The sequence below is a fragment of the bacterium SCSIO 12844 genome, from assembly GCA_024397935.1.
Classification (GTDB): Bacteria; Pseudomonadota; Gammaproteobacteria; order Francisellales; family Francisellaceae; genus M0027.
This window is the reverse complement of the sequence record CP073743.1, coordinates 2,477,638-2,496,594: the sequence shown is the minus strand read 5'-3', so window position 1 is coordinate 2,496,594 and position 18,957 is coordinate 2,477,638. Positions and strand designations below refer to the sequence as shown.

Genomic DNA, 18,957 nt, shown 5'->3' with positions numbered 1-18,957 from the left:
TTCTAAGTGGGGGGAAATAATGAAAATTATACGTATTATATTAATTAGTCTTTGTGGATTATTAGGATTTGTAAAGCTATCTTATGCTTCAGCAGATTATGTAGTTTATATAAAAAATAATACAAATTTAAAGCTTAACGTTCAATCGTTAAGTGAGAAATGTATTGATAGTGTTAGTGGATTACCAATGACCATATCGCCACATGATCAGGCTTCTTTTACATTTGAAGATCTTGATGGCTTGCTACCTTATAATTGTGATGGAGATCCTAAAAACTTAACACTTTATGCATATTATGTGACATCAAATAATACAGGTAATGCTGGTGCTAATATAGAGTTAGCACATCAAGAGCAGGGTAATAATGATGAATGGGCAAGTAAAGTAAGTACTTCTGAAGCTTATGGTGGTTTTCAATTAACATCAGCAACGTGTAATGATAATAGCTGCTTGAATTTTTGGTATTATATCAGTGGTGATTTTAATTACAATTTAACAATTGGCTTACAAAATGAGATTTCATCTGCTGATATGAAAAGTATTGCTTTAGGTAGTATACAATTAACAAATGGCTACGGTAAGTCTGAAAACTCAAGTAATATAGACTTAAATAAAGGTCCTTATATTGTACATTTCAGTAAAACGACACAAACTTGCCAATTAAATGGGCGCTTATTATCTTGTGATCCAGGTATTGGCTATACTTATTTGAATAATGAAATTATATTTTCGTGTCAGCAAACAAGTCAAGGTCAATCTGAATGCCCTTGGGTAACAGACAAAAAGGGTAATACAGCATCAAATGTTAATGTGGGGGATATTTATAGTTAGTTACTGAAACTACTATAACTACATCTATTAAAATTGACGTAAATCTTACGATATTAAATATCTTCAATTGTTATATCTTATAACAATATTAATTCAAATGGTGGGATGAACTATTATGATAGCAATAGATGAAGTAACTAATAACGTTAGTAGTGATGTTGATAATAATCAAAATATTTCTACTTTTGGTCAATTTATATTAGGGTTGGGAAAACAAATAGTGAAAGATGGTAATGCAGAAAATATTATATTTTGTGATATGCCTGATATTGATATGGAATTTAAGAAAAAAATCCTAGAAATTATTATCAATTATGACATAGAAGGTAAAAAACCTTTAAATGAGGATGATTCAAAACTATTTGCTAAATACCTTGATATGAAAGTTAAGAATTATCTTAAGTTTGAGTATTTTTAGTTTTTATTTGAATTAGCTTAGAAGCTGTAGCCCTCAATATATTCAAAAATAGATGATTTGACTTTTTCAATTGTTTGATAATTTTCATCAAAAAATCAAAAAAATCTCTCATATGTAGCATTGTCCGAATTTCTAAGGGTACGTCATTATGAAAATTTTTGTAAAAATTAACTATGTATATTAGTGATGAGATATAGTAGTATTATCCACATTATCTGCTGAAGTTTGAGAAGATATACAAAATATTGGTAATGGATCAATATCTTGTCTTCTTCTACTAGGTAAGTTATGCTCTGAATATTCATCAGATATCTTTTGTCTTTTCTACTTAAGCTATCTTCCATTTTTTTAATAACATCAGTATGATGATCTGGTTACCATTAGGTAGATACTTTGTTATGGGATGAATTATCATCTTATCAACAAACCAGGAGAACTTTATGACAACTAGAAAACGTCATTCTTATGATGCTGAATTTAAACGTAATGCAGCATCGTTATATGTTAATGGTAAAAAAAGCTTATCAGAATTAACAAAGCAATTAGGAGTAGCAGAATCTACTTTATACAACTGGGTTAGTGAGTATCGTCAACGAGGAGATGAAAGCTTTAAACCCAAAGAACTCTCGGCACAAGAAAAAGAATTACTTGCGCTTAAAAAGCAATTAGCTGATGTTAGCATGGAGCGTGATATATTAAAAAAGGCGTTAACCATTTTCTCAAAGAAAAAGTAAAAAGAGCCGAGCTTTATGAATTTATTAATTTGTATCGGCGAGATTTCTCAATTGAGAGAATGGCAAAGATTTTTGGTGTTAGTCGTAGCGCTTACTATCAGTACAGTCGTGGTAACTTGTCTAAGAAAGAGATAATAAATAGCCAGTTACGCCCTCTGTTAATCAAAGCATTCATAAACTCAAAGGGAGAATATGGCACAAGGCGGTTACAGCTTTTACTTAGACGACTAGATATCTATGTCGGTCGTAAACGTATTGCTAAGCTAATGAAAGAATTGGGGCTTTATGCTAAAGCAAGAAGAAAGTTTAAGGTAACCACCAATCAAAGTAAAAGACCTTATTATGTTGCACCTAATTTGTTAAAACAAAAATTCATGGTAGAAGCTCCTAATGAGGTATGGGTGAGTGATATCACTTATGTGCCAACTAATGAAGGATGGTTATATTTAGCAACTGTTGTTGACTTATTTTCAAGGAAAGTTGTTGGCTTGGCTATGAGTCAGCGTATTACAGCTGATTTAGTTTTAAGGGCAGTTAATCAAGCAGTTAAAAGGCGACAGCCTGATTCAGGGTTGATATTACACTCTGATAGGGGATCTCAATATACAAGCCGAGTTTATCATCAATTAACTAAAAAGCATCGAATTAGATTAAGCATGAGTAGTACGGGTAACTGCTATGACAATGCTGTAGCTGAAAGTTTTTTCCATACTTTGAAATTAGCAGTTGTACATGATCAGAAATACCAAACTAGGAATCAAGCAATGCGCTGTATCTTTGAATATGTTGAAGTTTTTTATAACCGCCAAAGGATGCACTCAACGTTAAACTATTTATCACCAGAGGAGTTTGAAAGAAATTATTTTAATCAACCACAATATCCCATAGCCAAGTGTCTAGTAAAAGGTTGACAGATCAGTTTTTATCAATATGGGATTAGTGTTCAAAAAGATAATAAGAAAGCTTTTGAATACTACTTAAAATCAGCAAAACAAGGCTATGATGAAGCTCAAGTGCAAGTAGCTGATTTTTATTATAATGGTATAGCGGTTAAAAAGAATTATATTAAAGCACTAGAGTATTATCAAGATGCTGCAAATCAAGGTAATTCAACTGCACAGCTTAACTTAGGCTATATGTATCAGTTTGCTATAGGCGTTAATGTAGATTATGCCAAAGCGCTCTATTGGTATCAAAAATCGGCAAAGCAAAATAATGCCATGGCATTTAATAATATAGGTGTTTTATACCAGTATGGACATGGCGTGACGCAAGATGATCAAAAAGCACAGTATTTTTTTCAAAAAGCAGTTGATCATGGTTATACTGAAGCTAAAGAAAATATCAACAAATTGAATAGTAATTTAACTGCTATCTTTATTACTATCGTTGTTATATTTTTCATTATTGCATTTTTAATTAGTGTTTATTGTACTTATAACCTATATGAGTTATTAAAATGTATAAAAGATAAAATAATGCCTAACTGGTTGATTTGGATGGCTTTAATACCATTTGTTGGGACATTGTTTTTATTTACCTCTTTATTTGTTTTAGCGCAAACATTGAAAAAACAATATAAGCATTATAGTAGTTATAAAGCAATAAGGCGCTTGTGTACATATTTATATGCTTTACTATTTGTCTTATCTATGATGTGGCCCATCGCTATTACTACTAGCGCGATTGACCTATCTACAGATAGATGCTATCACACTTTTTTAACAGGTTTAAATATAGCAATAATCAGTACATCAGTTATTTTATTAACAATTATTATTGCTTTTAAGTCAAGAAAAGTAAGGAAGTTTATTTTAGCTGAAAGTCAGTCGTAGTACTCTTTTATGTGCCTATAATTTCAATTGATCTAAGCTCTAAGCTAAGGCTTATAGAGATTGATTGCAAGTATAGACAAGAATATCACCAGGTTGGCAGTTTAAGTGTTCACATATTGCCTCTAAAGTAGAAAATCGAATAGCTTTAGCTTTACCATTTTTTAAAATAGATAAATTTTGCTCAGTAATTCCAATTTTTTCAGCTAAATCTTTGGCTTTAATTTTTCTTTTAGCCATCATAACATTTAAGTTTACTTCTATCATGTATCTAATCCTTTAGATTGTTAACTGATTTTCATTTGATATTTGATGAGCTTGATACATTATATGTGCAATGATTAATACAATAGCGCCGGCAATTAATGCAACAATATCTGAGCTGCCAAAGCTTATGGAAATTACTCTATGACCTGGTGGGTTATTAAAGGTTAATACGAGTGACATTAATGGATCATAGATTAGGCCTCCAATAACCCATGCAAATAGTGTATAACATAATTTTCTATAACATAGGACATTTTTGATACTAAATACATCACCTTTTTCATAATTTTTAAAAAGCTTAATCAGTTGATAAAGACCATAAAGTATAATCAAACAAGGAATCATTGAGACAAAAAAAGCTAAAAATCTAGTCAATGGGGTTAAAGGGGATTGAGCTAGATTAGATAATTGAGTTGCAACTCCAAATGGGCTAAAGATGTCATAAGGTGTTTGATAGGTTAGCCAAAAAAGAATAAAACCAATAACAGTTATGTAAAAAAGAGCCTGAAAAATAATCCTATATCGATGGCTTGTTGTTGTTATATTTATCATATTTTATCTCCTAAATTATTCAGTAAACCAAAATCAATATAGTAATTTAATTATCCTAAGTCAATAATTAATTATTGTTTAACGATAATTTTTTAACATGTCTCATTTAATTGATTTTTTTGTAGCTAGAGAAAATTTAAGTTTTAGCTAAACTAAAAAATAACACGTTAAACAAAAATATAGGTTATAAATATGCTTGATTGGAAGCTAACAATTCTTGATCTTGAAGTTATTGAAAGACTCGTAAATGACGCTGATAAAATATGTAAAGTACAAGCAAGTAGTGAAGAAGAGGCAAGGAAATTAGCAGCGAAAGAGCATCAGTTTTGTGTGCATAGTATTCATAGGCATGATGATATAATCATACCAGCTGAAGTATGGCTTTCTGATGAATTATCAAAATGTGAAAAATATGATGCTTGATTTTTTAGTATTATCTAAATCATTTAAACTCGCAAATATATACGCCTTCTACTAGGCTTATAAAAGTAGATATAATCAAGCTTTGCTGATTGTTCTATCCGCTGGTACAAAGTTTGAAAGCTTTTCTGTTGTTTGTTGTTGTTATTTCACTTTCAAATTTTGAGACTTTTGGACAGTAGCTTTTCTAAAAGTTAAATACCAGCGGTTACTAATTTCCAGTTATTCTAGCACTTTAAGGTCAAATGATTTGACCTTTGCTTTACATAATCTAACGATTTTGCTGATAATATAATCAGACTTATTAATCAGTTTATGGGGTTATTTAGTTATGAAAAGAGCTTTTATTGTCGATTATACTACAAATGATAATGGTGATTTTAGAGTTTATGAAATCCAGAATCTATTAGATTCTAATTTGTTTAAAACAATTGAAAATGAGTTAGATAATGGCATAATTACAGCTAGATTCTATCAATCTTTACCATCGCCACTAGGTAATATTAATCCAAGACGAATTAATTGTAAAACAGATCAAAGATATTTGTTACAAAGCTTTCAGGAAACTGCTAAATATAATCCTGACTTTATGATTATAGATAGAACCTCTAAAGCACCCTTAAGTCATGATGAAAAAGAAACAATAAGAGCGTTTTTAGAAAAATATAGTAATAAAGTCGTGATTAAGACTGATGGTGTTGAAGGCACTGGAAATACATTTACTAAAGATATGGACTTTGATGCTATTGTTGAAAAAATAAACCAACATCTAGCTGAAGGTAAGCCGATTTCTATTGAAGAACAAGTGATGCTAACAAAAGACAATGAAGATGAAATTGATTCCTTTAATGAAAAGTATAATTTTCTAAACTGTAACAAACCAGGTATTTTTAGAAGAGGTATTGTTTTATATGACTCAGAAACAGATGAAATAGAGCATTTCGAAGTATACAAGCAAATTCTGGATATGTCAGAAACAACTTGTAATCATAAAAGCGATCAAGATGGGCGAAGTATTTCAGTTGGCTATTTAAAAACATATAATACAATTGATGCAATTAGAAGTTATACAGAGACAAGAAAAAGTAAGCATCCAGAACGTTATAGACAACGATCAGCTTTTTTCAAAGATATTGCTAGAGTTGTTGAAAGTAATGGCACGCCTTGTGATGATTTAAATCAGTTTTGTTTAACTGATAACGATCATAGAGCCGCGAATGAAAAGTTTATCCATAATCAAAGCATGTCTAATAGAAATGATATAAAAAGTGAGATAAACCAAAAGAGTTGTGCAGGCATTCAAAAAATTATGCAACATTATCAAGTTCAAGGTTATTCTTATTTGTCAAAGGCTGCTCAATCTAAAAGCTTCTTAAATAATCTTGAAACCTTAAAAAATTTAAATTTAGATTTGTCTGAAAATGTAAAATTATTGTTAGATAAGCCAAGTGAATGTGACATTATTTTAAGTTCTCAAAATGGTGGAAATGAGGTTAACACAGCATTTATGCAGCTAAAAATCGAAGAAAAAGAAGCGCCATTATTAATGATGAATTCTAGTCAAGCAAAGCAGTATAAAAAATTAATTTCTTGTAGTTTGTTATAGGTGTCAGATTAAGTCGGAACGAATATAACTGATATATTTATTATCAGAGCTGATCATTTAATGATAGCTCTGACTTGTAATACTAGTGATTGGCTCTTGTCTTAGCACTTTAAATTGTTTACTTAAAAGCTTAAATTGATAATCATTAATTTCAATCGCTTCAACATAATCATCATCTAACCAAAGTCCACTTGTCCTTAATGATGTACCGTAACAAATACCATAATACATTTCAGCAATTTCTCGTGCTTCATCTTCATCTGTTGCTTGAATTAATGCTGGCTCATAATGCGTACTATTTGCTTTCCACAGTTCATTATCTAAGATTTCGTCTCTTGGTGTTAATTTATAGTATTTCATAGCAACCCCCTTTTTTGATCAGGTAACTTTTAATATAGTAGATAGAATTTATTTTGTGCAAATTTTTTTATTTTTAATGATAAGAGGGTTTATTTGAACTTACTGAGGACTATGACTTTTAGCTGCTTTAACAAGAGGTCCTTCCATACCAAATAATTTTTCAGGATTACTGCAAATCTTTTGGAATGGTTTATTAATTCCAAAAAAGTCATAAATTTGTGCTGAAATTGTTTCATTATATTTATGCAGTTCATTACAAAGCATGGTTTTAAATTCTAAATCATTTTTTTCATAATCATGCCATTTTATTTTATGAACAATTTCTGCTGCAGCTGGTGGGATATTATGATAAATATTTTCGAAGTAGATTACGGTTTCACCAGTTAAAGCATCACTTGCTTCTGCTTCACAGTATTTTAAAAAATTATTTACTATTTTTTTTATTGATTCTTTTGACATGAGAGATACCTTTAAATATTTTTAGTAATACAAATATTTAAAATAATACCTAATGAAATATCAATTAAATTACAGCAAATTTTATATTTATTTTAGGCATAAAAATGCAATTACATTACGATACTCTGATGCTAATACATTAAATGTACGACAGGCAGCATTTGTATCCATAAAATCGAGTGTTTTATTTTGCTTTGCGGCAAGCTTTAATAAATCTTGATTTGGAATTTGGTGGCTAGCTCCTGTGCCTAATAAATAAATATCAGCATCAAAAGATAAAAATTGTTCAATATCTTTAATGCTTAACTCAGTAAATGATTGTGGTAAATTTTCAGATGATAAAATACACTTGGATGAAATTATTAATGATTTTTCATATTGCTGTTGGTTTAGTTGGATATACTCAGTGGGTTTATAAGATCTGACATAAATTTCAGTATCAGGCGTATCTAAACTAATCTGCATTGATATTAAACCTTTTGATCCTTTTTTTATTGGATTTTATTGTAACTGAAGCTAATTATCAAAGCGATGATTAAATTGCAATGTCGATTAAGTCAAACTATAGTTTAATAGTCAATGATGGGAACATCAGGAGATGAACTATGGCAGATGAAGATGAACAGACAAAAGAAACTCAGCAAACAGAAGAAGTTGTTGCGCCAGAGGCGTCAGCGGATGAAGCACAAGTAAAACAACAAGCATTAAATTGGCTTAAGCATACAGTTGCAGATATAGCTAAACATAATCATATCCATTCGGTAGATGAAATATTAAGAGGAGGAGGCCTAGCAGATGCATGGTATTTAATCAAAGAAGTTCATTTACGTGATGCAGTAAAACAGATTATTATAGCAAAATGGAAACTTGAAGGCTGGTGGGATGAGCCACCGGGTAAAAGTTCGGTTAAAGCAAAAAGTGTTTATGAAACAAAACCTAAGGGATAAGAAAAACAAAATGAAACAACTGAAGATATTTAGCTTTTTACTCGTTATTTTTTTAAGTGGTTGTAGTTATTTATTTGCAGCCAATGCAACAACTAATTGCCAAAATGGTGGTAATGTATGCAAAGTTTCTGCTGAGAATATTTACTTTACCTATCAAAAAGCATCAAATCCAAATGAGTTATTGATAACGCTATCTGCAAAAACTTCAGGTTGGGTTGCTGTTGGCTTTGGTGCAACAGATGATATGAAAGATGCTGATATTATTATGGGGTATATTAAGCAAGATAAGAAGGATAATAAAGTTGTTATTTCAAATGAATACGGTGTAAGTAAATGGCGACATAAATCACTATCAAAATTAGGTGCTACAAGTGAAGTCAAAGTAATTTCAGGGGAGTATAAAGATGGTTGGACAACTATTCAGTTCACCATACCTCTAAAACCAAAAGATACAAAATATGGTAAGGATTTTACAACGACGAACCCAAAAGGTGAGAATATGTCTGTGATTTTAGCTTATGGTAGCAACGATCAGAAAAACTTTACTAAATATCACCAGTATCGCGCAAAAGGTGAAATGGCTAAATTTGTTGTTAAATAATTTATTCAAACATAAAACTTGACGCATTAACAATTTCAGTTAAATTGATAGCTAATTGATTTTGTTAATGTTAAGTGAAGTTATGAAACCTGTAGATTCAATTATCAATGCCCGTTGGGTTTTACCAATTAGGCCTGAAAATGAAGTATTAGAAAATTATGCACTCGTAATTAGTAATGGTGTAATTATTGATTTACTACCTCAAGCTGAAGCAGCAAAAGCATATCTAGCAACGGAAGTTTTTAATCGTCATGATCATGTATTAATGCCAGGGCTAGTTAATGCACACACGCATCTTGCAATGAGCTATTATAGAGGCCTTAAAGATGATGTCGCATTACAAACTTGGCTGAGTGATTATATTTGGCCAGCAGAGAGAAAAACCATTTCTGCTAAGTATGTTTATGATGCAACATTACATGCATTAGCTGAATGTATTCGGGGTGGTGTAACCTGTGTTAATGATCATTATTTCCATATGGATGAAGTGGCAAAAGCTTGTACGAAAGCAGGTGTTAGAGGACGTTTGGCTCATTGTATTTATCACTTTCAAACACCATGGGCAACAAGCGCTGATGAATGTTTTAATCATCAAGAGGTGTTGATTGATTTATTAAATGATAATGATTTACTATCAGTTGCAATTGGTCCACATTCTCCTTATGGTGTTAATGACCAGATTATGCAGAGAGTTCATTTATTATCCAATGAATATGATTTACCAATACATATTCATTTACATGAAACACAAAAAGAGATTGATGAGTTTATCCAGACTTATGGTCAAAGCCCAGTAAAACACTACGCATCTAAAGGTTGGTTAAGTGATCAGTTTATTGCAGTGCATATGACAGCATTAGATAATGAAGAAATTGATTTATTAGCTAAACATGCTGTCAATGTTGTACATTGCCCAGAGTCAAATATGAAATTATCTAGTGGTATTTCACCTGTACAAAAACTCATCGATCAAGGTATTAATGTTGCTTTAGGTACGGATGGCTCAGCTAGTAATAATGATATTGATATGATTTCAGAGATGCGTTCAGCAGCCTTTTTAGCTAAAGTAGCAAATTTAGATCCTGAAGATTTATCAGCAGAAACCGTATTAGAAATGGCAACAATCTCTGGCGCAAAAGCACTTAAGTTAGATAAAAGCATTGGTTCACTTGAAATTGGTAAGCATGCTGACTGTATTAGTATTAACCTAGCTTACCCTGAAACATTACCAGTTTATAATCCAGTTTCTCAGGTAGTTTATGCTGCAAGTAGAAATCAAGTTAATGATACTTGGGTGAACGGGCAATGTTTGATGAAAGATCGAGTATTATTAACGATTAATGAGAATAAGCTTTATCAAACCCAACTAAATTGGCATGAAAAAATTATCAGTGCAGTTAATTAAGTTTGGCAAATTATATTTTTTGTCTTTATTTTATAAATGTTTATTATTAACTAAACTTACAGATCAGAGATAGGCAAAAATCTTAATAAGGGTAGATTACTTATGGGTAGGAGAAAGGGATTAAAGTTTTTAGGTGTTATTATAGCAATTCTTGTGGTTGTTGTAGTTGCTATTTGGTTATCAATTAATTATGTTGCAGGCTACCTAATTGAAAAATATGGTTCACAAGTTACAGGTACGCAAATAACAGTCAGTGGGGTTGATATTAGTGCATTTCGGGGTGAGGCATCGATTAATTCTCTGAAAGTAGGCAACCCTAAAGGGTTTACTTATCCAGATATATTAACTTTAGATAATATATCTATTGTTGTTGATACAAGTACAATAAAAAGTGATACAGTTGTGATTAAGTCACTTATTATTGATGCACCTCATTTATACTATGAACAAAATGATGATAATCAATCTAATTTAAGTGTACTTCAAAGTAATATTGAAAATAATACAGCCTCTACTGAAGATGATCAGAGTGATCAAAATGAATCACAAACGAATCAGACAGATAGTCAAACAGATGAAGCATCAAAGAAAAAAGTTGTCATAAAAAATCTAATTATTAATGATATAGCGGTTAATGCAAAAATACCTGCTTTAGCAAATAAAGAGTTAACTTTTAGCATTGATGAGATTCAGATGACAGATGTTGGACAATCAGGAACAGGTGAAACAACAGGACAGATTATTCAGCAAGTTTTAAAGGTTATAGCGACAAAGGCTGTCTCTGCATTTGCTCAAGCTGAATTAAAAGAAGGTATCAACTCAACAACTGATCAGATTAAAGACTCATTAAATAGCTTAAAATGTAAATTAAGCCCGTCTAGTTGTCAGTAGTATTATTGCTTAATGATACAGTTTTTAGTTAAGCCAGCGATATAGAATAACGTAATTAAAAACGTTACACAAAAGCTGATTGGTAAATTCAAATAAAAGGCTAGATAAAGCGATAGCCATACACTAATAATTGAAACTGTAATACTAGTGATTAGGTTACTTGTTAATGTTTTTGCCCATTGATTTGCAATAACCCCAGGACCAATTAATAATGCAAAAACTAAAAGTGCACCGACAACTTGACAAGCCATTGTGACAGTAATTGCAACGAGACAGAAAAAAATAACCGTTAATAATTTAACTGGTAAGCGCATTGCAGTTGCTAAGTCAGGTTCTAATGTTGAAAACCATAAAGGGCGAAAAACGCTAATAAGAATAGCTAATAAAGTTACACTTAATATGATCAATAAATAAATTTGTTGTAATGATACGGCGAGTAAATTACCAAACATAATACTCATAACAGAACCAGCATAGCCAGATTGATATAAAAATAAGCTTAATGCACCAATTCCAAGAAAAAAGGTTAATACCATACCAATGGTTTGATCATTTTTGACAGTTTTCTCACCAATTAAGCCCATTAAAATGGCTGAGATAAGATTGATAACTAATTGGCCTGTTATAGCAGAAAAGCCAACAAGTAGTGCTAATGCAGCACCTGTAATACTAATATGGCTTAATGCATGTGCTGCAAAAGCAGCTTTTCTTGTCACAACAAATAAGCTAATCACGCCACAGGTTAAGGCAGTTAATGTGCCAGCAATAAATGCATATTGCATAAATACATAATTAAACATGGTGGCAATGATCCTCAAAAGCCTTACTGAATGGGTAGTTTGGCGTTAATATAACATTTTGGTTATGAAAGTGAATAAAATCAGATAAATATTGATGCATTTCATTCATCTCATGGGTAATCATTAAAACTGTAATTGGAATTTCAGCATGTACTTTTTGCAAACAGCGGATAAAGTTATGTTTAGCCTGTAAATCAAGATCTGCTAATGGTTCATCAAGTAGTAATAATTTTGGTTGATTAATCAAAGCTTGGGCAAGGTAAATTCGTTTTTTTTGTCCACCTGATAAGGATTTAAACGTAGCATGTGCATAGTCATTAGCACCAACTAAATCAATATACTGCTTAATTTTATTTATTTTTTTTTGGCTATAATATGCAATACCAAATTGATAAGCATTCAGTGTTGCTTTAAGTAATTCAAAAGCAGTTAAATGATCAGGGATATCAGTATGCCTTGACTGTGGAATATAACCAATTTGTCGATTGTTATGTTTGTTACCACAAGGGTGGTTAAAGACAGTTAACTTCCCTGATCTAGGCGTTAAGTCGCCAAGTATGTTTTTGAAAAATGTTGATTTTCCTGAGCCATTATCACCAATAATACCAATCCAGCTACCTGGTGTAATAGAGAAAGAAAAAGGATTTGTCAGAGGCTTTTTATTTGCATAACCAAGTACGACATTTTTACAGTCAATAACAGTTTCATTCATTGTTTAACTTTTGTACTTATTTGATTTAATGTTGTTTGTAGCCACTGACTTACTGTATCATTTGGTGGCATGGTTTCACTTACTCCAATAATAGCAATATGATTTTTTTCTGCCAAGGCTTTGATTGTTTCTGTTGCAGGTTCTTTTACTTGGTTATTGTAAAAAAGTAGTTTAACTTCTCTATGAGTGAGTAAGTCTTCATATTGTGCCATCATTTTTGGTGAAGGCGTTGTGTCATTCATAATCTGCCACTGAACGTCTTTACCTTTCATATTCATACCCAGTGCATCAGCCATATAACCAAACACAGGCTCAGTTGCAGTAACAGGTAGCTTATTAGTTTTTATTTTTAATTGATGAATAGTTTTAAATACAACATGATAATTTTTCATAAAGCTAATTAAATTTTCTTTAAAGTAGTCTTTATTTTCAGGTTCAATTTTTGCATAAATTTTTGTCAATTTTTTTGCAAGCGTTGGAAAAGTATATGGGTTGTACCAGATATGTGGATTACTACTTGATTTAATACCCATTAATTTTCCTACATTAATGGTTTCAACTGTACTTTTAGTTTGTTGTGATTGAAGCATTTGATTAATCCAAGGGTCATAATCAAGACCATTGTAAATAATAACTTGGGCTTTAGAAAATGCCATCATCGTCTTTGGTGATGTTGTAAATAAGTGCGGGTCACTATCAGGGTTTGATATGATACTTGTCACATCAACGTATTTACCACCAATTGACTTAGCAACTTGACCATAGAAATTTTCAGCAGCAATTACTTGAATATTGGCATATAGTGGCATAAAGCTACTAATAAAAATAAGTGATAAAATTTTAAAAATGCGCATATGTAACCTCTAGTCATTTGAACTTTTTAGAAAAAGATACTCTAATGCGTTTAAATCTAAGAAGCAAGTTATAATCAAAATCCGTTATCTATTGTATAAGATATAAGATGCTTACTATTAATGAGACCAACAGCAATTCCCGCTATTAATGACACGGGTTGCAAATAAAGACTTTTAGACCGATCATATATTTATTTTTCGTAACCTAGTTATTTTACAATGAACAATCAATTTAAAAAACATCTATCTATACCAGGTTTATTACACACATTAAGAAATAGCTTTGCAAAAGCTACTGATAGGAAGTCATCCAGCATTTACTCACTTGTTGATTGTTTGATGTGTGGCATGGCAGTATTTGGAATGAAGTATCCTTCATTACTTAAATTTGATAAAGATATGCGATCAGAGGGCAGTTTGGTTAAAAATAATATTAGCTCATTATATAAAGTTGAAAAAGTGCCATGTGATACATATTTACGTGAACGTTTAGATGAAATTGATTATCTTCAATTACGTCAGTCATTTAATGCATTACTAAGCAATCTACAAAGAGGTAAAGTTCTAGAGCAATATTGTTTTTATAATGATTATTATTTGATTTCCAGTGACGGCACAGGGATGTTTTCATCACATGAAGTGCATTGTGATAATTGCTGTGTAAAACATCACCGTAATGGAACAAAAACTTATTATCATCAAATGTTGTGTGCTTCGATTGTACATCCTGATATAAAGCAAGTGATTCCATTAGCGCCTGAGCCAATTATTAAAAGTGATGGAACAAAGAAAAATGATTGTGAGCGAAATGCAGCGAAACGTTTAATTAAACGTCTTCGCCAAGAACACCCGCACTTAGCAATGATTTTTGTTGAAGATGCCTTATATGCCAATGGCCCTCATATTGATGACCTAAACAAACATAATATTCATTATATTCTAGGAGTAAAACCAAGTGATCATACCTGGCTTTTTGACTGGGTTAAAGCAAGTAAATCCGAGTTTTTGTCGATGTCACTAGAGGGTGTTAAACATGAATTTGAGTGGGTTAATCAAGCTGAATTAAATGAAACTAGAAGTGATATTAAGGTTAACTTTTTGTCTTATAAACAGACAAATAAAAAAGGTAAAGTACAGCATTTTACTTGGGTGACAGACCTTGATCTTAATTCAAACAATGTATTTAAAATAATGACAGGAGCACGTGCACGCTGGAAAATTGAAAATGAGACATTTAATACATTAAAAAATCAAGGGTATAATTTTGAACACAATTTTGGTCATGGAGCAAACAACTTATGTACAGTATTTGGCTTTTTGATGCTATTGGCATTTTTGGTAGATCAAATTCAAGAACTATGCTGTCCATTATTTAAGTCGGCATTAAAAAAATTAGAGACAAGAAGTCGTTTATGGGACAGAATAAGAAGTGCTTTTTTTATAGCACAGATTAATAGTTGGGAAGCGCTATATTTACACCTATCAGGAAAAGTTAAAGCCCAATTGATCATCGACACTGGTTAATTATATTTTGCCATGAACATCGTGTTTTTAACTATACCCGGTTATTTATTAATGAGACATAAAAATCTAATATACGGTGCATATGCTGTAGCGGTAAGTATTGTCAATGAGAATGCTAATGGAATTAATAATTAAATGAAAAATTAAGCGGGAATAGCTGAACACTCATAATTAATCTTTAACTTGATTATGAATTATGTTGAATTTTACTGCCGTTTTTAACATCACCTGTTTTAGATTGACTGTCTTTTGTTAAGACAGTACCTGAAACTTTTTTGAAAATGACATTGCCTGTAATAACACTTTGTTCTGATAAAGTAACCATTGGTGCTTCATCAGATGATACCACTAAATCGCCACGAATAGTTGATTCTTCAAGTTTAATAATATTAGTTGATGCTGTTACAGAATTATTAAACGTAGTTTCATCTGCATCAATTAATCCAGAGATTACTGTTTTACCAGTGACAGTACTTTCATCAATATTTAAAGGGCCATGAACTTTTAAATCTGCAAATTTAGAGTCATCGGCTTTAATCGGCCCATTAACAATGGTTGCACCTTTAACCGATGTTTTATCGAGTGATACTTGGCCATGAACGGTTAATGTACCATCGATGGTTACTTCATCAATTTCAGCAGGCCCATTAATTGTCACATCACCTGTAATGGTTGATTGTTCAATCTTAGCTGGACCATTACAGGTAAGGCTTTGTTGAGTTTCATTTTTTATATTACAAGGACCATAAAATGTACTGGCATAAGTAGATATGGGTAAAATAATCATTGACCCTACAATAAGTTGAGTAAATTTGTTCATGGTAGCTATTCAAACCTCATCTGTGATTAATCTAACCTCAATCAATCATGCTAAAAATAATAAAAAAAAGCAAGCTTACCCTAGGTGAGGTAAACCAAATAATGAAAAAATTAGACTGTTAAAAAATGCGATAAATGGTCCCATAATATACCAAAGAATAGGTCGACCACCGATTGGAATAATAATTAAAGCTAATAAAATAAAAAAGCCAAAGCGTTCAATACGATTATATTTTATTGCAGCATGTAGTGGTAAAAATGCACTGACAACACGACTGCCATCTAAAGGTGGAATTGGAATTAAGTTTAAGATCATTAATACAAGATTAACTTGGACACCAATATAGCCCATATAGGTAAAAATTTCAGATACTTCAGGTGAGCTTTGTGATAAAGCTAAAGCAATTTTAGCAATTAAGCCCCAAAAAAAGGCCATTAAAAGGTTAGCAAAAGGGCCTGCAAGGGCAACAAGTGCGCTATCATATCTAGGTTTTTTTAAATGCCCTTCATTGACAGGTACAGGCTTTGCCCAGCCAAATAAAAAGCCACCCATTAAAAAAAGTACCGCAGGTACGATAATTGTACCAATTAAATCAATATGTTTAATTGGATTAAGGCTTAATCGTCCCATCATATAGGCTGTATTATCACCTCTTAATTTAGCGACAAAGCCATGGGCAACTTCATGAAAAGTAATTGCAAATAAAATCGGGATTGCTGCTAATAATAGAAATTGAATTTGTGTCATTGTATGCCTTAAAATAAGCTAGTTTATACTTTAATCTTACATGATAATTATATACACTAAAATGAATATGTAGCTAAAGATTAGTAATGGTATTTAAATATGACAACAGTAGAAATGACACAAAATATACATAAGCCAATAATTGAATTGCCAGAGTATTCAAAAATTGATATTAAGCAATTTGAATCACAATTAGATCATCAATTAAGTGCTTGTCGCGATTTGCGCAAAAAATTATTATCGGATAATACAAGTTATAGTTGGGCTAATTTGATTGACCCATTAGAAGCCTGTGAAGACCAGTTAAATAAATTATTTGCCCCCATTTCACAATTAAATGCGGTTTTAAGTGATGATGATATACGAGCAGTCTATGATTGTTGTATTGTTAAACTATCAGAGTACTCAACAGAAGTCTCTCAAGATCAAGCGTTATATCAAGCCTATTGTCAAATTAGTCAATCTGATGAATATCAAAATCATTATGATGTGGCGCAAAAACGTGTTATTGACGAAGCATTAAAGAGTTTTAAATTATCAGGTGTGCATTTAGCGAAAGAGAAAAAAGCTCGCTTTAAAGCAATTTCTGAGCGCTTAACCGTATTATCCACAACATTTTCAAATAATGTATTAGATGCAACAAAAGCTTGGCATTACTTTACAGAAGATAATGGTGAATTAGAAGGTTTGCCTGAGCATGTGATAAAAGCTGCACAAGTTAAGGCACAAGCTAAAGATAAGGAAGGGTATATCTTAGGTTTGGATGCACCAACTTATATTAGTGTCATGACAACAGCTGAAAATCGATCTTTAAGAGAGGCGATGTATTATGAATATGCCACAAGAGCATCAGATTGTGGTAGTAATGCTAGTCAATGGGATAATACAGAGATTATTAATGAGACATTAAAACTACGTCAAGAGATGGCAGAAGTCTTAGGTTATGATAATTATGCAGAAGTCTCAATTGCACCTAAAATGGTAGAGTCAACTGATCAAGTAATTTCATTCCTTGAGGATTTAGTCAAGCGTGCTAAACCACAAGCAGAAAAAGAATATACTGAACTATGTCAATTTGCAAAAGCGCAAGGGCTAGATGATTTTAAGCCTTGGGATTTGAATTATTATGCAGAAAAACTTAAAAAGGAAAAATTCTCATTTACACAAGAAGAGTTACGCCAGTACTTTCCAGTTGATCATGTGTTAAGTGGCTTATTTAGTATATTAAATGAAATTTATGGACTAAATGTTGAAAGAGTTGATCAGTTTGATCGCTATCATGATTCGATTGAATTATACCGCTTTACTGACTTAGATGGTCAATTACGTGGGCTTATTTATGTCGATTTATATGCTAGAGAAGTTAAACGTGGTGGCGCTTGGATGGATGATATAACAACGCGTTACTTAAAAGATAATGGTGATTTACAAGCCCCGATAGCTTATATCGCATGTAATTTTGCACCGCCTGTGACAAATGAAGCACCAGCATTATTAACCCATAATGATGTATTGACTCTATTTCATGAATTTGGTCATGCATTACATCATATTTTAACACAAGTTAATTATTTACCAGTTGCTGGAATTAATGGTGTTGAATGGGATGCTGTTGAGTTACCAAGCCAATTTATGGAAAACTATACTTGGCATAAAGAGGGTTTGAAGCGCTTGACAAAGCATTATCAAACAGGTGAGTCTTTACCAGAAGAGCTATTTGATAAACTAGTCGCATCACGTTATTTCCACTCGGCAATGCATATGGTTAGACAGCTTGAGTTTGCCATTTTTGACTTTAGATTACACTTAGAATATAAAGCAAATAAAGATAATACGAATTATTGTTTAGAACTATTAAAACAGGTAAGAAATCAAGTTGCAGTCGTTATACCGCCCGATTATCATCGATTTACACATAGTTTTTCACATATTTTTGCAGGTGGCTATGCTGCAGGCTATTTCAGCTATAAATGGGCTGAAGTTTTATCCAGTGATGCTTTTAGTTTATTTGAAGAAAGTGGTAATGTATTTGATCGTGAGGTGGGCTTACACTTTTTAACTTCAATTATTGAAAAAGGTGGTTCACAACCAGCATTAGATTTATTTATTAACTATCGTGGACGTAAGCCAGATATTCAAGCGCTTTTACGTCATAGTGGTATTGGCGTTAACTAAC

The 18,957-nt window shown here is 31.8% G+C and carries 23 protein-coding genes and 1 pseudogene; 14 read left to right on the top strand and 10 right to left on the bottom strand.

Features of this window, described 5'->3' with window-relative positions; translation table 11 throughout:
* Window positions 1-19 precede the first annotated feature (19 nt).
* From KFE69_11150 to KFE69_11125, 6 genes and pseudogenes are all read left to right on the top strand, one after another.
* Complete coding sequence (locus KFE69_11150) at window positions 20-832, top strand: hypothetical protein (protein ID UTW42049.1); 813 nt, start codon at window positions 20-22, stop codon at window positions 830-832.
* A 115-nt stretch (window positions 833-947) separates the two neighbouring features.
* Window positions 948-1,250 carry a hypothetical protein gene (locus KFE69_11145; protein ID UTW42048.1) on the top strand — a complete coding sequence of 101 codons (303 nt, stop codon included), beginning with the start codon at window positions 948-950 and terminating at the stop codon, window positions 1,248-1,250.
* Between the two features lie 440 nt (window positions 1,251-1,690).
* Entirely contained in the window at window positions 1,691-1,984 is a 294-nt protein-coding gene (locus tag KFE69_11140) for a transposase (GenBank protein UTW42047.1), read from the top strand.
* Window positions 1,945-2,895 (top strand): IS3 family transposase, encoded by a 951-nt coding sequence (locus tag KFE69_11135; protein ID UTW44060.1) that lies wholly within the window; start codon window positions 1,945-1,947, stop codon window positions 2,893-2,895. The genes KFE69_11140 and KFE69_11135 overlap by 40 nt, the downstream gene beginning before the upstream one ends.
* 3 nt (window positions 2,896-2,898) lie before the next feature.
* Window positions 2,899-2,985: pseudogene (locus KFE69_11130) on the top strand (SEL1-like repeat protein).
* 12 nt (window positions 2,986-2,997) lie between these two features.
* Window positions 2,998-3,819: a sel1 repeat family protein gene (locus KFE69_11125; GenBank protein UTW42046.1), complete on the top strand. Its 822-nt coding sequence runs from the start codon at window positions 2,998-3,000 to the stop codon at window positions 3,817-3,819.
* A 51-nt stretch (window positions 3,820-3,870) separates the two neighbouring features.
* Here the strand turns inward: KFE69_11125 and KFE69_11120 are convergent, their stop codons facing one another.
* Complete coding sequence (locus KFE69_11120; GenBank protein UTW42045.1) at window positions 3,871-4,083, bottom strand: helix-turn-helix transcriptional regulator; 213 nt, start codon at window positions 4,081-4,083, stop codon at window positions 3,871-3,873.
* A gap of 12 nt (window positions 4,084-4,095) precedes the next feature.
* A complete protein-coding gene (locus tag KFE69_11115; protein ID UTW42044.1) occupies window positions 4,096-4,635 on the bottom strand; it encodes a DUF2975 domain-containing protein in 540 nt (179 codons plus the stop codon).
* A gap of 192 nt (window positions 4,636-4,827) precedes the next feature.
* Here KFE69_11115 and KFE69_11110 point away from each other — a divergent pair, with 192 nt between their 5' ends.
* Window positions 4,828-5,058: a hypothetical protein gene (locus tag KFE69_11110; protein ID UTW42043.1), complete on the top strand. Its 231-nt coding sequence runs from the start codon at window positions 4,828-4,830 to the stop codon at window positions 5,056-5,058.
* A 328-nt stretch (window positions 5,059-5,386) separates the two neighbouring features.
* Window positions 5,387-6,661: a hypothetical protein gene (locus KFE69_11105; GenBank protein ID UTW42042.1), complete on the top strand. Its 1,275-nt coding sequence runs from the start codon at window positions 5,387-5,389 to the stop codon at window positions 6,659-6,661.
* A 57-nt stretch (window positions 6,662-6,718) separates the two neighbouring features.
* Here KFE69_11105 and KFE69_11100 read toward each other — a convergent pair whose 3' ends face one another.
* The 3 genes from KFE69_11100 to KFE69_11090 form a co-directional block, all read right to left on the bottom strand.
* The gene (locus tag KFE69_11100) at window positions 6,719-7,021 is read right to left on the bottom strand and encodes a hypothetical protein (protein UTW42041.1); all 303 of its coding nucleotides are present in this window, start codon (window positions 7,019-7,021) and stop codon (window positions 6,719-6,721) included.
* A 99-nt stretch (window positions 7,022-7,120) separates the two neighbouring features.
* Window positions 7,121-7,480: a hypothetical protein gene (locus tag KFE69_11095; GenBank protein ID UTW42040.1), complete on the bottom strand. Its 360-nt coding sequence runs from the start codon at window positions 7,478-7,480 to the stop codon at window positions 7,121-7,123.
* Between the two features lie 87 nt (window positions 7,481-7,567).
* On the bottom strand, window positions 7,568-7,945 hold the full coding sequence (locus KFE69_11090) for a hypothetical protein (GenBank protein ID UTW42039.1): 378 nt from the start codon (window positions 7,943-7,945) through the stop codon (window positions 7,568-7,570).
* Between the two features lie 140 nt (window positions 7,946-8,085).
* Between KFE69_11090 and KFE69_11085 the strand changes: the two genes are divergently transcribed.
* The 4 genes from KFE69_11085 to KFE69_11070 all read left to right on the top strand — a co-directional run bounded on the left by KFE69_11085 (window position 8,086) and on the right by KFE69_11070 (window position 11,324).
* The gene (locus KFE69_11085; protein ID UTW42038.1) at window positions 8,086-8,427 is read left to right on the top strand and encodes a hypothetical protein; all 342 of its coding nucleotides are present in this window, start codon (window positions 8,086-8,088) and stop codon (window positions 8,425-8,427) included.
* 10 nt (window positions 8,428-8,437) lie between these two features.
* Entirely contained in the window at window positions 8,438-9,028 is a 591-nt protein-coding gene (locus KFE69_11080) for a hypothetical protein (protein ID UTW42037.1), read from the top strand.
* An 82-nt stretch (window positions 9,029-9,110) separates the two neighbouring features.
* Window positions 9,111-10,433, top strand: a complete 1,323-nt coding sequence (locus tag KFE69_11075) for a TRZ/ATZ family hydrolase (protein UTW42036.1) — start codon at window positions 9,111-9,113, stop codon at window positions 10,431-10,433.
* Window positions 10,434-10,535: 102 nt separating this feature from the next.
* Entirely contained in the window at window positions 10,536-11,324 is a 789-nt protein-coding gene (locus tag KFE69_11070; protein UTW42035.1) for a hypothetical protein, read from the top strand.
* A 2-nt stretch (window positions 11,325-11,326) separates the two neighbouring features.
* Here KFE69_11070 and KFE69_11065 read toward each other — a convergent pair whose 3' ends face one another.
* The 3 genes from KFE69_11065 to KFE69_11055 are packed head-to-tail and all read right to left on the bottom strand — an operon-like array spanning window position 11,327 to window position 13,690.
* A complete protein-coding gene (locus KFE69_11065; GenBank protein ID UTW42034.1) occupies window positions 11,327-12,124 on the bottom strand; it encodes a metal ABC transporter permease in 798 nt (265 codons plus the stop codon).
* Window positions 12,117-12,836, bottom strand: coding sequence for an ATP-binding cassette domain-containing protein (locus tag KFE69_11060; protein UTW42033.1), 720 nt, complete (start codon window positions 12,834-12,836; stop codon window positions 12,117-12,119). The genes KFE69_11065 and KFE69_11060 overlap by 8 nt, the downstream gene beginning before the upstream one ends.
* Complete coding sequence (locus tag KFE69_11055; protein ID UTW42032.1) at window positions 12,833-13,690, bottom strand: zinc ABC transporter substrate-binding protein; 858 nt, start codon at window positions 13,688-13,690, stop codon at window positions 12,833-12,835. The genes KFE69_11060 and KFE69_11055 overlap by 4 nt, the downstream gene beginning before the upstream one ends.
* Before the next feature lie 219 nt (window positions 13,691-13,909).
* On the opposite strand from KFE69_11055, the gene KFE69_11050 reads away from it, so the two are divergent.
* Window positions 13,910-15,214, top strand: coding sequence for a transposase (locus tag KFE69_11050; GenBank protein ID UTW42031.1), 1,305 nt, complete (start codon window positions 13,910-13,912; stop codon window positions 15,212-15,214).
* Window positions 15,215-15,401: 187 nt separating this feature from the next.
* Here the strand turns inward: KFE69_11050 and KFE69_11045 are convergent, their stop codons facing one another.
* Together KFE69_11045 and KFE69_11040 are read right to left on the bottom strand one after the other, a co-directional pair.
* The gene (locus KFE69_11045; GenBank protein ID UTW42030.1) at window positions 15,402-16,034 is read right to left on the bottom strand and encodes a hypothetical protein; all 633 of its coding nucleotides are present in this window, start codon (window positions 16,032-16,034) and stop codon (window positions 15,402-15,404) included.
* A gap of 75 nt (window positions 16,035-16,109) precedes the next feature.
* A complete protein-coding gene (locus KFE69_11040) occupies window positions 16,110-16,781 on the bottom strand; it encodes a site-2 protease family protein (GenBank protein ID UTW42029.1) in 672 nt (223 codons plus the stop codon).
* A 126-nt stretch (window positions 16,782-16,907) separates the two neighbouring features.
* On the opposite strand from KFE69_11040, the gene KFE69_11035 reads away from it, so the two are divergent.
* Window positions 16,908-18,956, top strand: a complete 2,049-nt coding sequence (locus KFE69_11035; protein ID UTW44059.1) for a M3 family metallopeptidase — start codon at window positions 16,908-16,910, stop codon at window positions 18,954-18,956.
* Window position 18,957: the final 1 nt, after the last annotated feature.

What these genes read in the sequence shown, in the direction of transcription:
- KFE69_11045 (UTW42030.1), bottom strand. Translation starts at nt 16,034, where the DNA reads ATGAACAAATTTACTCAACTTATTGTAGGGTCAATGATTATTTTACCC.
- KFE69_11075 (UTW42036.1), top strand. Translation starts at nt 9,111, where the DNA reads ATGAAACCTGTAGATTCAATTATCAATGCCCGTTGGGTTTTACCAATT.
- KFE69_11055 (UTW42032.1), bottom strand. Translation starts at nt 13,690, where the DNA reads ATGCGCATTTTTAAAATTTTATCACTTATTTTTATTAGTAGCTTTATG.
- KFE69_11140 (UTW42047.1), top strand. Translation starts at nt 1,691, where the DNA reads ATGACAACTAGAAAACGTCATTCTTATGATGCTGAATTTAAACGTAAT.
- KFE69_11120 (UTW42045.1), bottom strand. Translation starts at nt 4,083, where the DNA reads ATGATAGAAGTAAACTTAAATGTTATGATGGCTAAAAGAAAAATTAAA.
- KFE69_11060 (UTW42033.1), bottom strand. Translation starts at nt 12,836, where the DNA reads ATGAATGAAACTGTTATTGACTGTAAAAATGTCGTACTTGGTTATGCA.
- KFE69_11070 (UTW42035.1), top strand. Translation starts at nt 10,536, where the DNA reads ATGGGTAGGAGAAAGGGATTAAAGTTTTTAGGTGTTATTATAGCAATT.
- KFE69_11115 (UTW42044.1), bottom strand. Translation starts at nt 4,635, where the DNA reads ATGATAAATATAACAACAACAAGCCATCGATATAGGATTATTTTTCAG.
- KFE69_11145 (UTW42048.1), top strand. Translation starts at nt 948, where the DNA reads ATGATAGCAATAGATGAAGTAACTAATAACGTTAGTAGTGATGTTGAT.
- KFE69_11080 (UTW42037.1), top strand. Translation starts at nt 8,438, where the DNA reads ATGAAACAACTGAAGATATTTAGCTTTTTACTCGTTATTTTTTTAAGT.
- KFE69_11150 (UTW42049.1), top strand. Translation starts at nt 20, where the DNA reads ATGAAAATTATACGTATTATATTAATTAGTCTTTGTGGATTATTAGGA.
- KFE69_11100 (UTW42041.1), bottom strand. Translation starts at nt 7,021, where the DNA reads ATGAAATACTATAAATTAACACCAAGAGACGAAATCTTAGATAATGAA.
- KFE69_11085 (UTW42038.1), top strand. Translation starts at nt 8,086, where the DNA reads ATGGCAGATGAAGATGAACAGACAAAAGAAACTCAGCAAACAGAAGAA.
- KFE69_11040 (UTW42029.1), bottom strand. Translation starts at nt 16,781, where the DNA reads ATGACACAAATTCAATTTCTATTATTAGCAGCAATCCCGATTTTATTT.
- KFE69_11095 (UTW42040.1), bottom strand. Translation starts at nt 7,480, where the DNA reads ATGTCAAAAGAATCAATAAAAAAAATAGTAAATAATTTTTTAAAATAC.
- KFE69_11050 (UTW42031.1), top strand. Translation starts at nt 13,910, where the DNA reads ATGAACAATCAATTTAAAAAACATCTATCTATACCAGGTTTATTACAC.
- KFE69_11105 (UTW42042.1), top strand. Translation starts at nt 5,387, where the DNA reads ATGAAAAGAGCTTTTATTGTCGATTATACTACAAATGATAATGGTGAT.
- KFE69_11065 (UTW42034.1), bottom strand. Translation starts at nt 12,124, where the DNA reads ATGTTTAATTATGTATTTATGCAATATGCATTTATTGCTGGCACATTA.
- KFE69_11090 (UTW42039.1), bottom strand. Translation starts at nt 7,945, where the DNA reads ATGCAGATTAGTTTAGATACGCCTGATACTGAAATTTATGTCAGATCT.
- KFE69_11110 (UTW42043.1), top strand. Translation starts at nt 4,828, where the DNA reads ATGCTTGATTGGAAGCTAACAATTCTTGATCTTGAAGTTATTGAAAGA.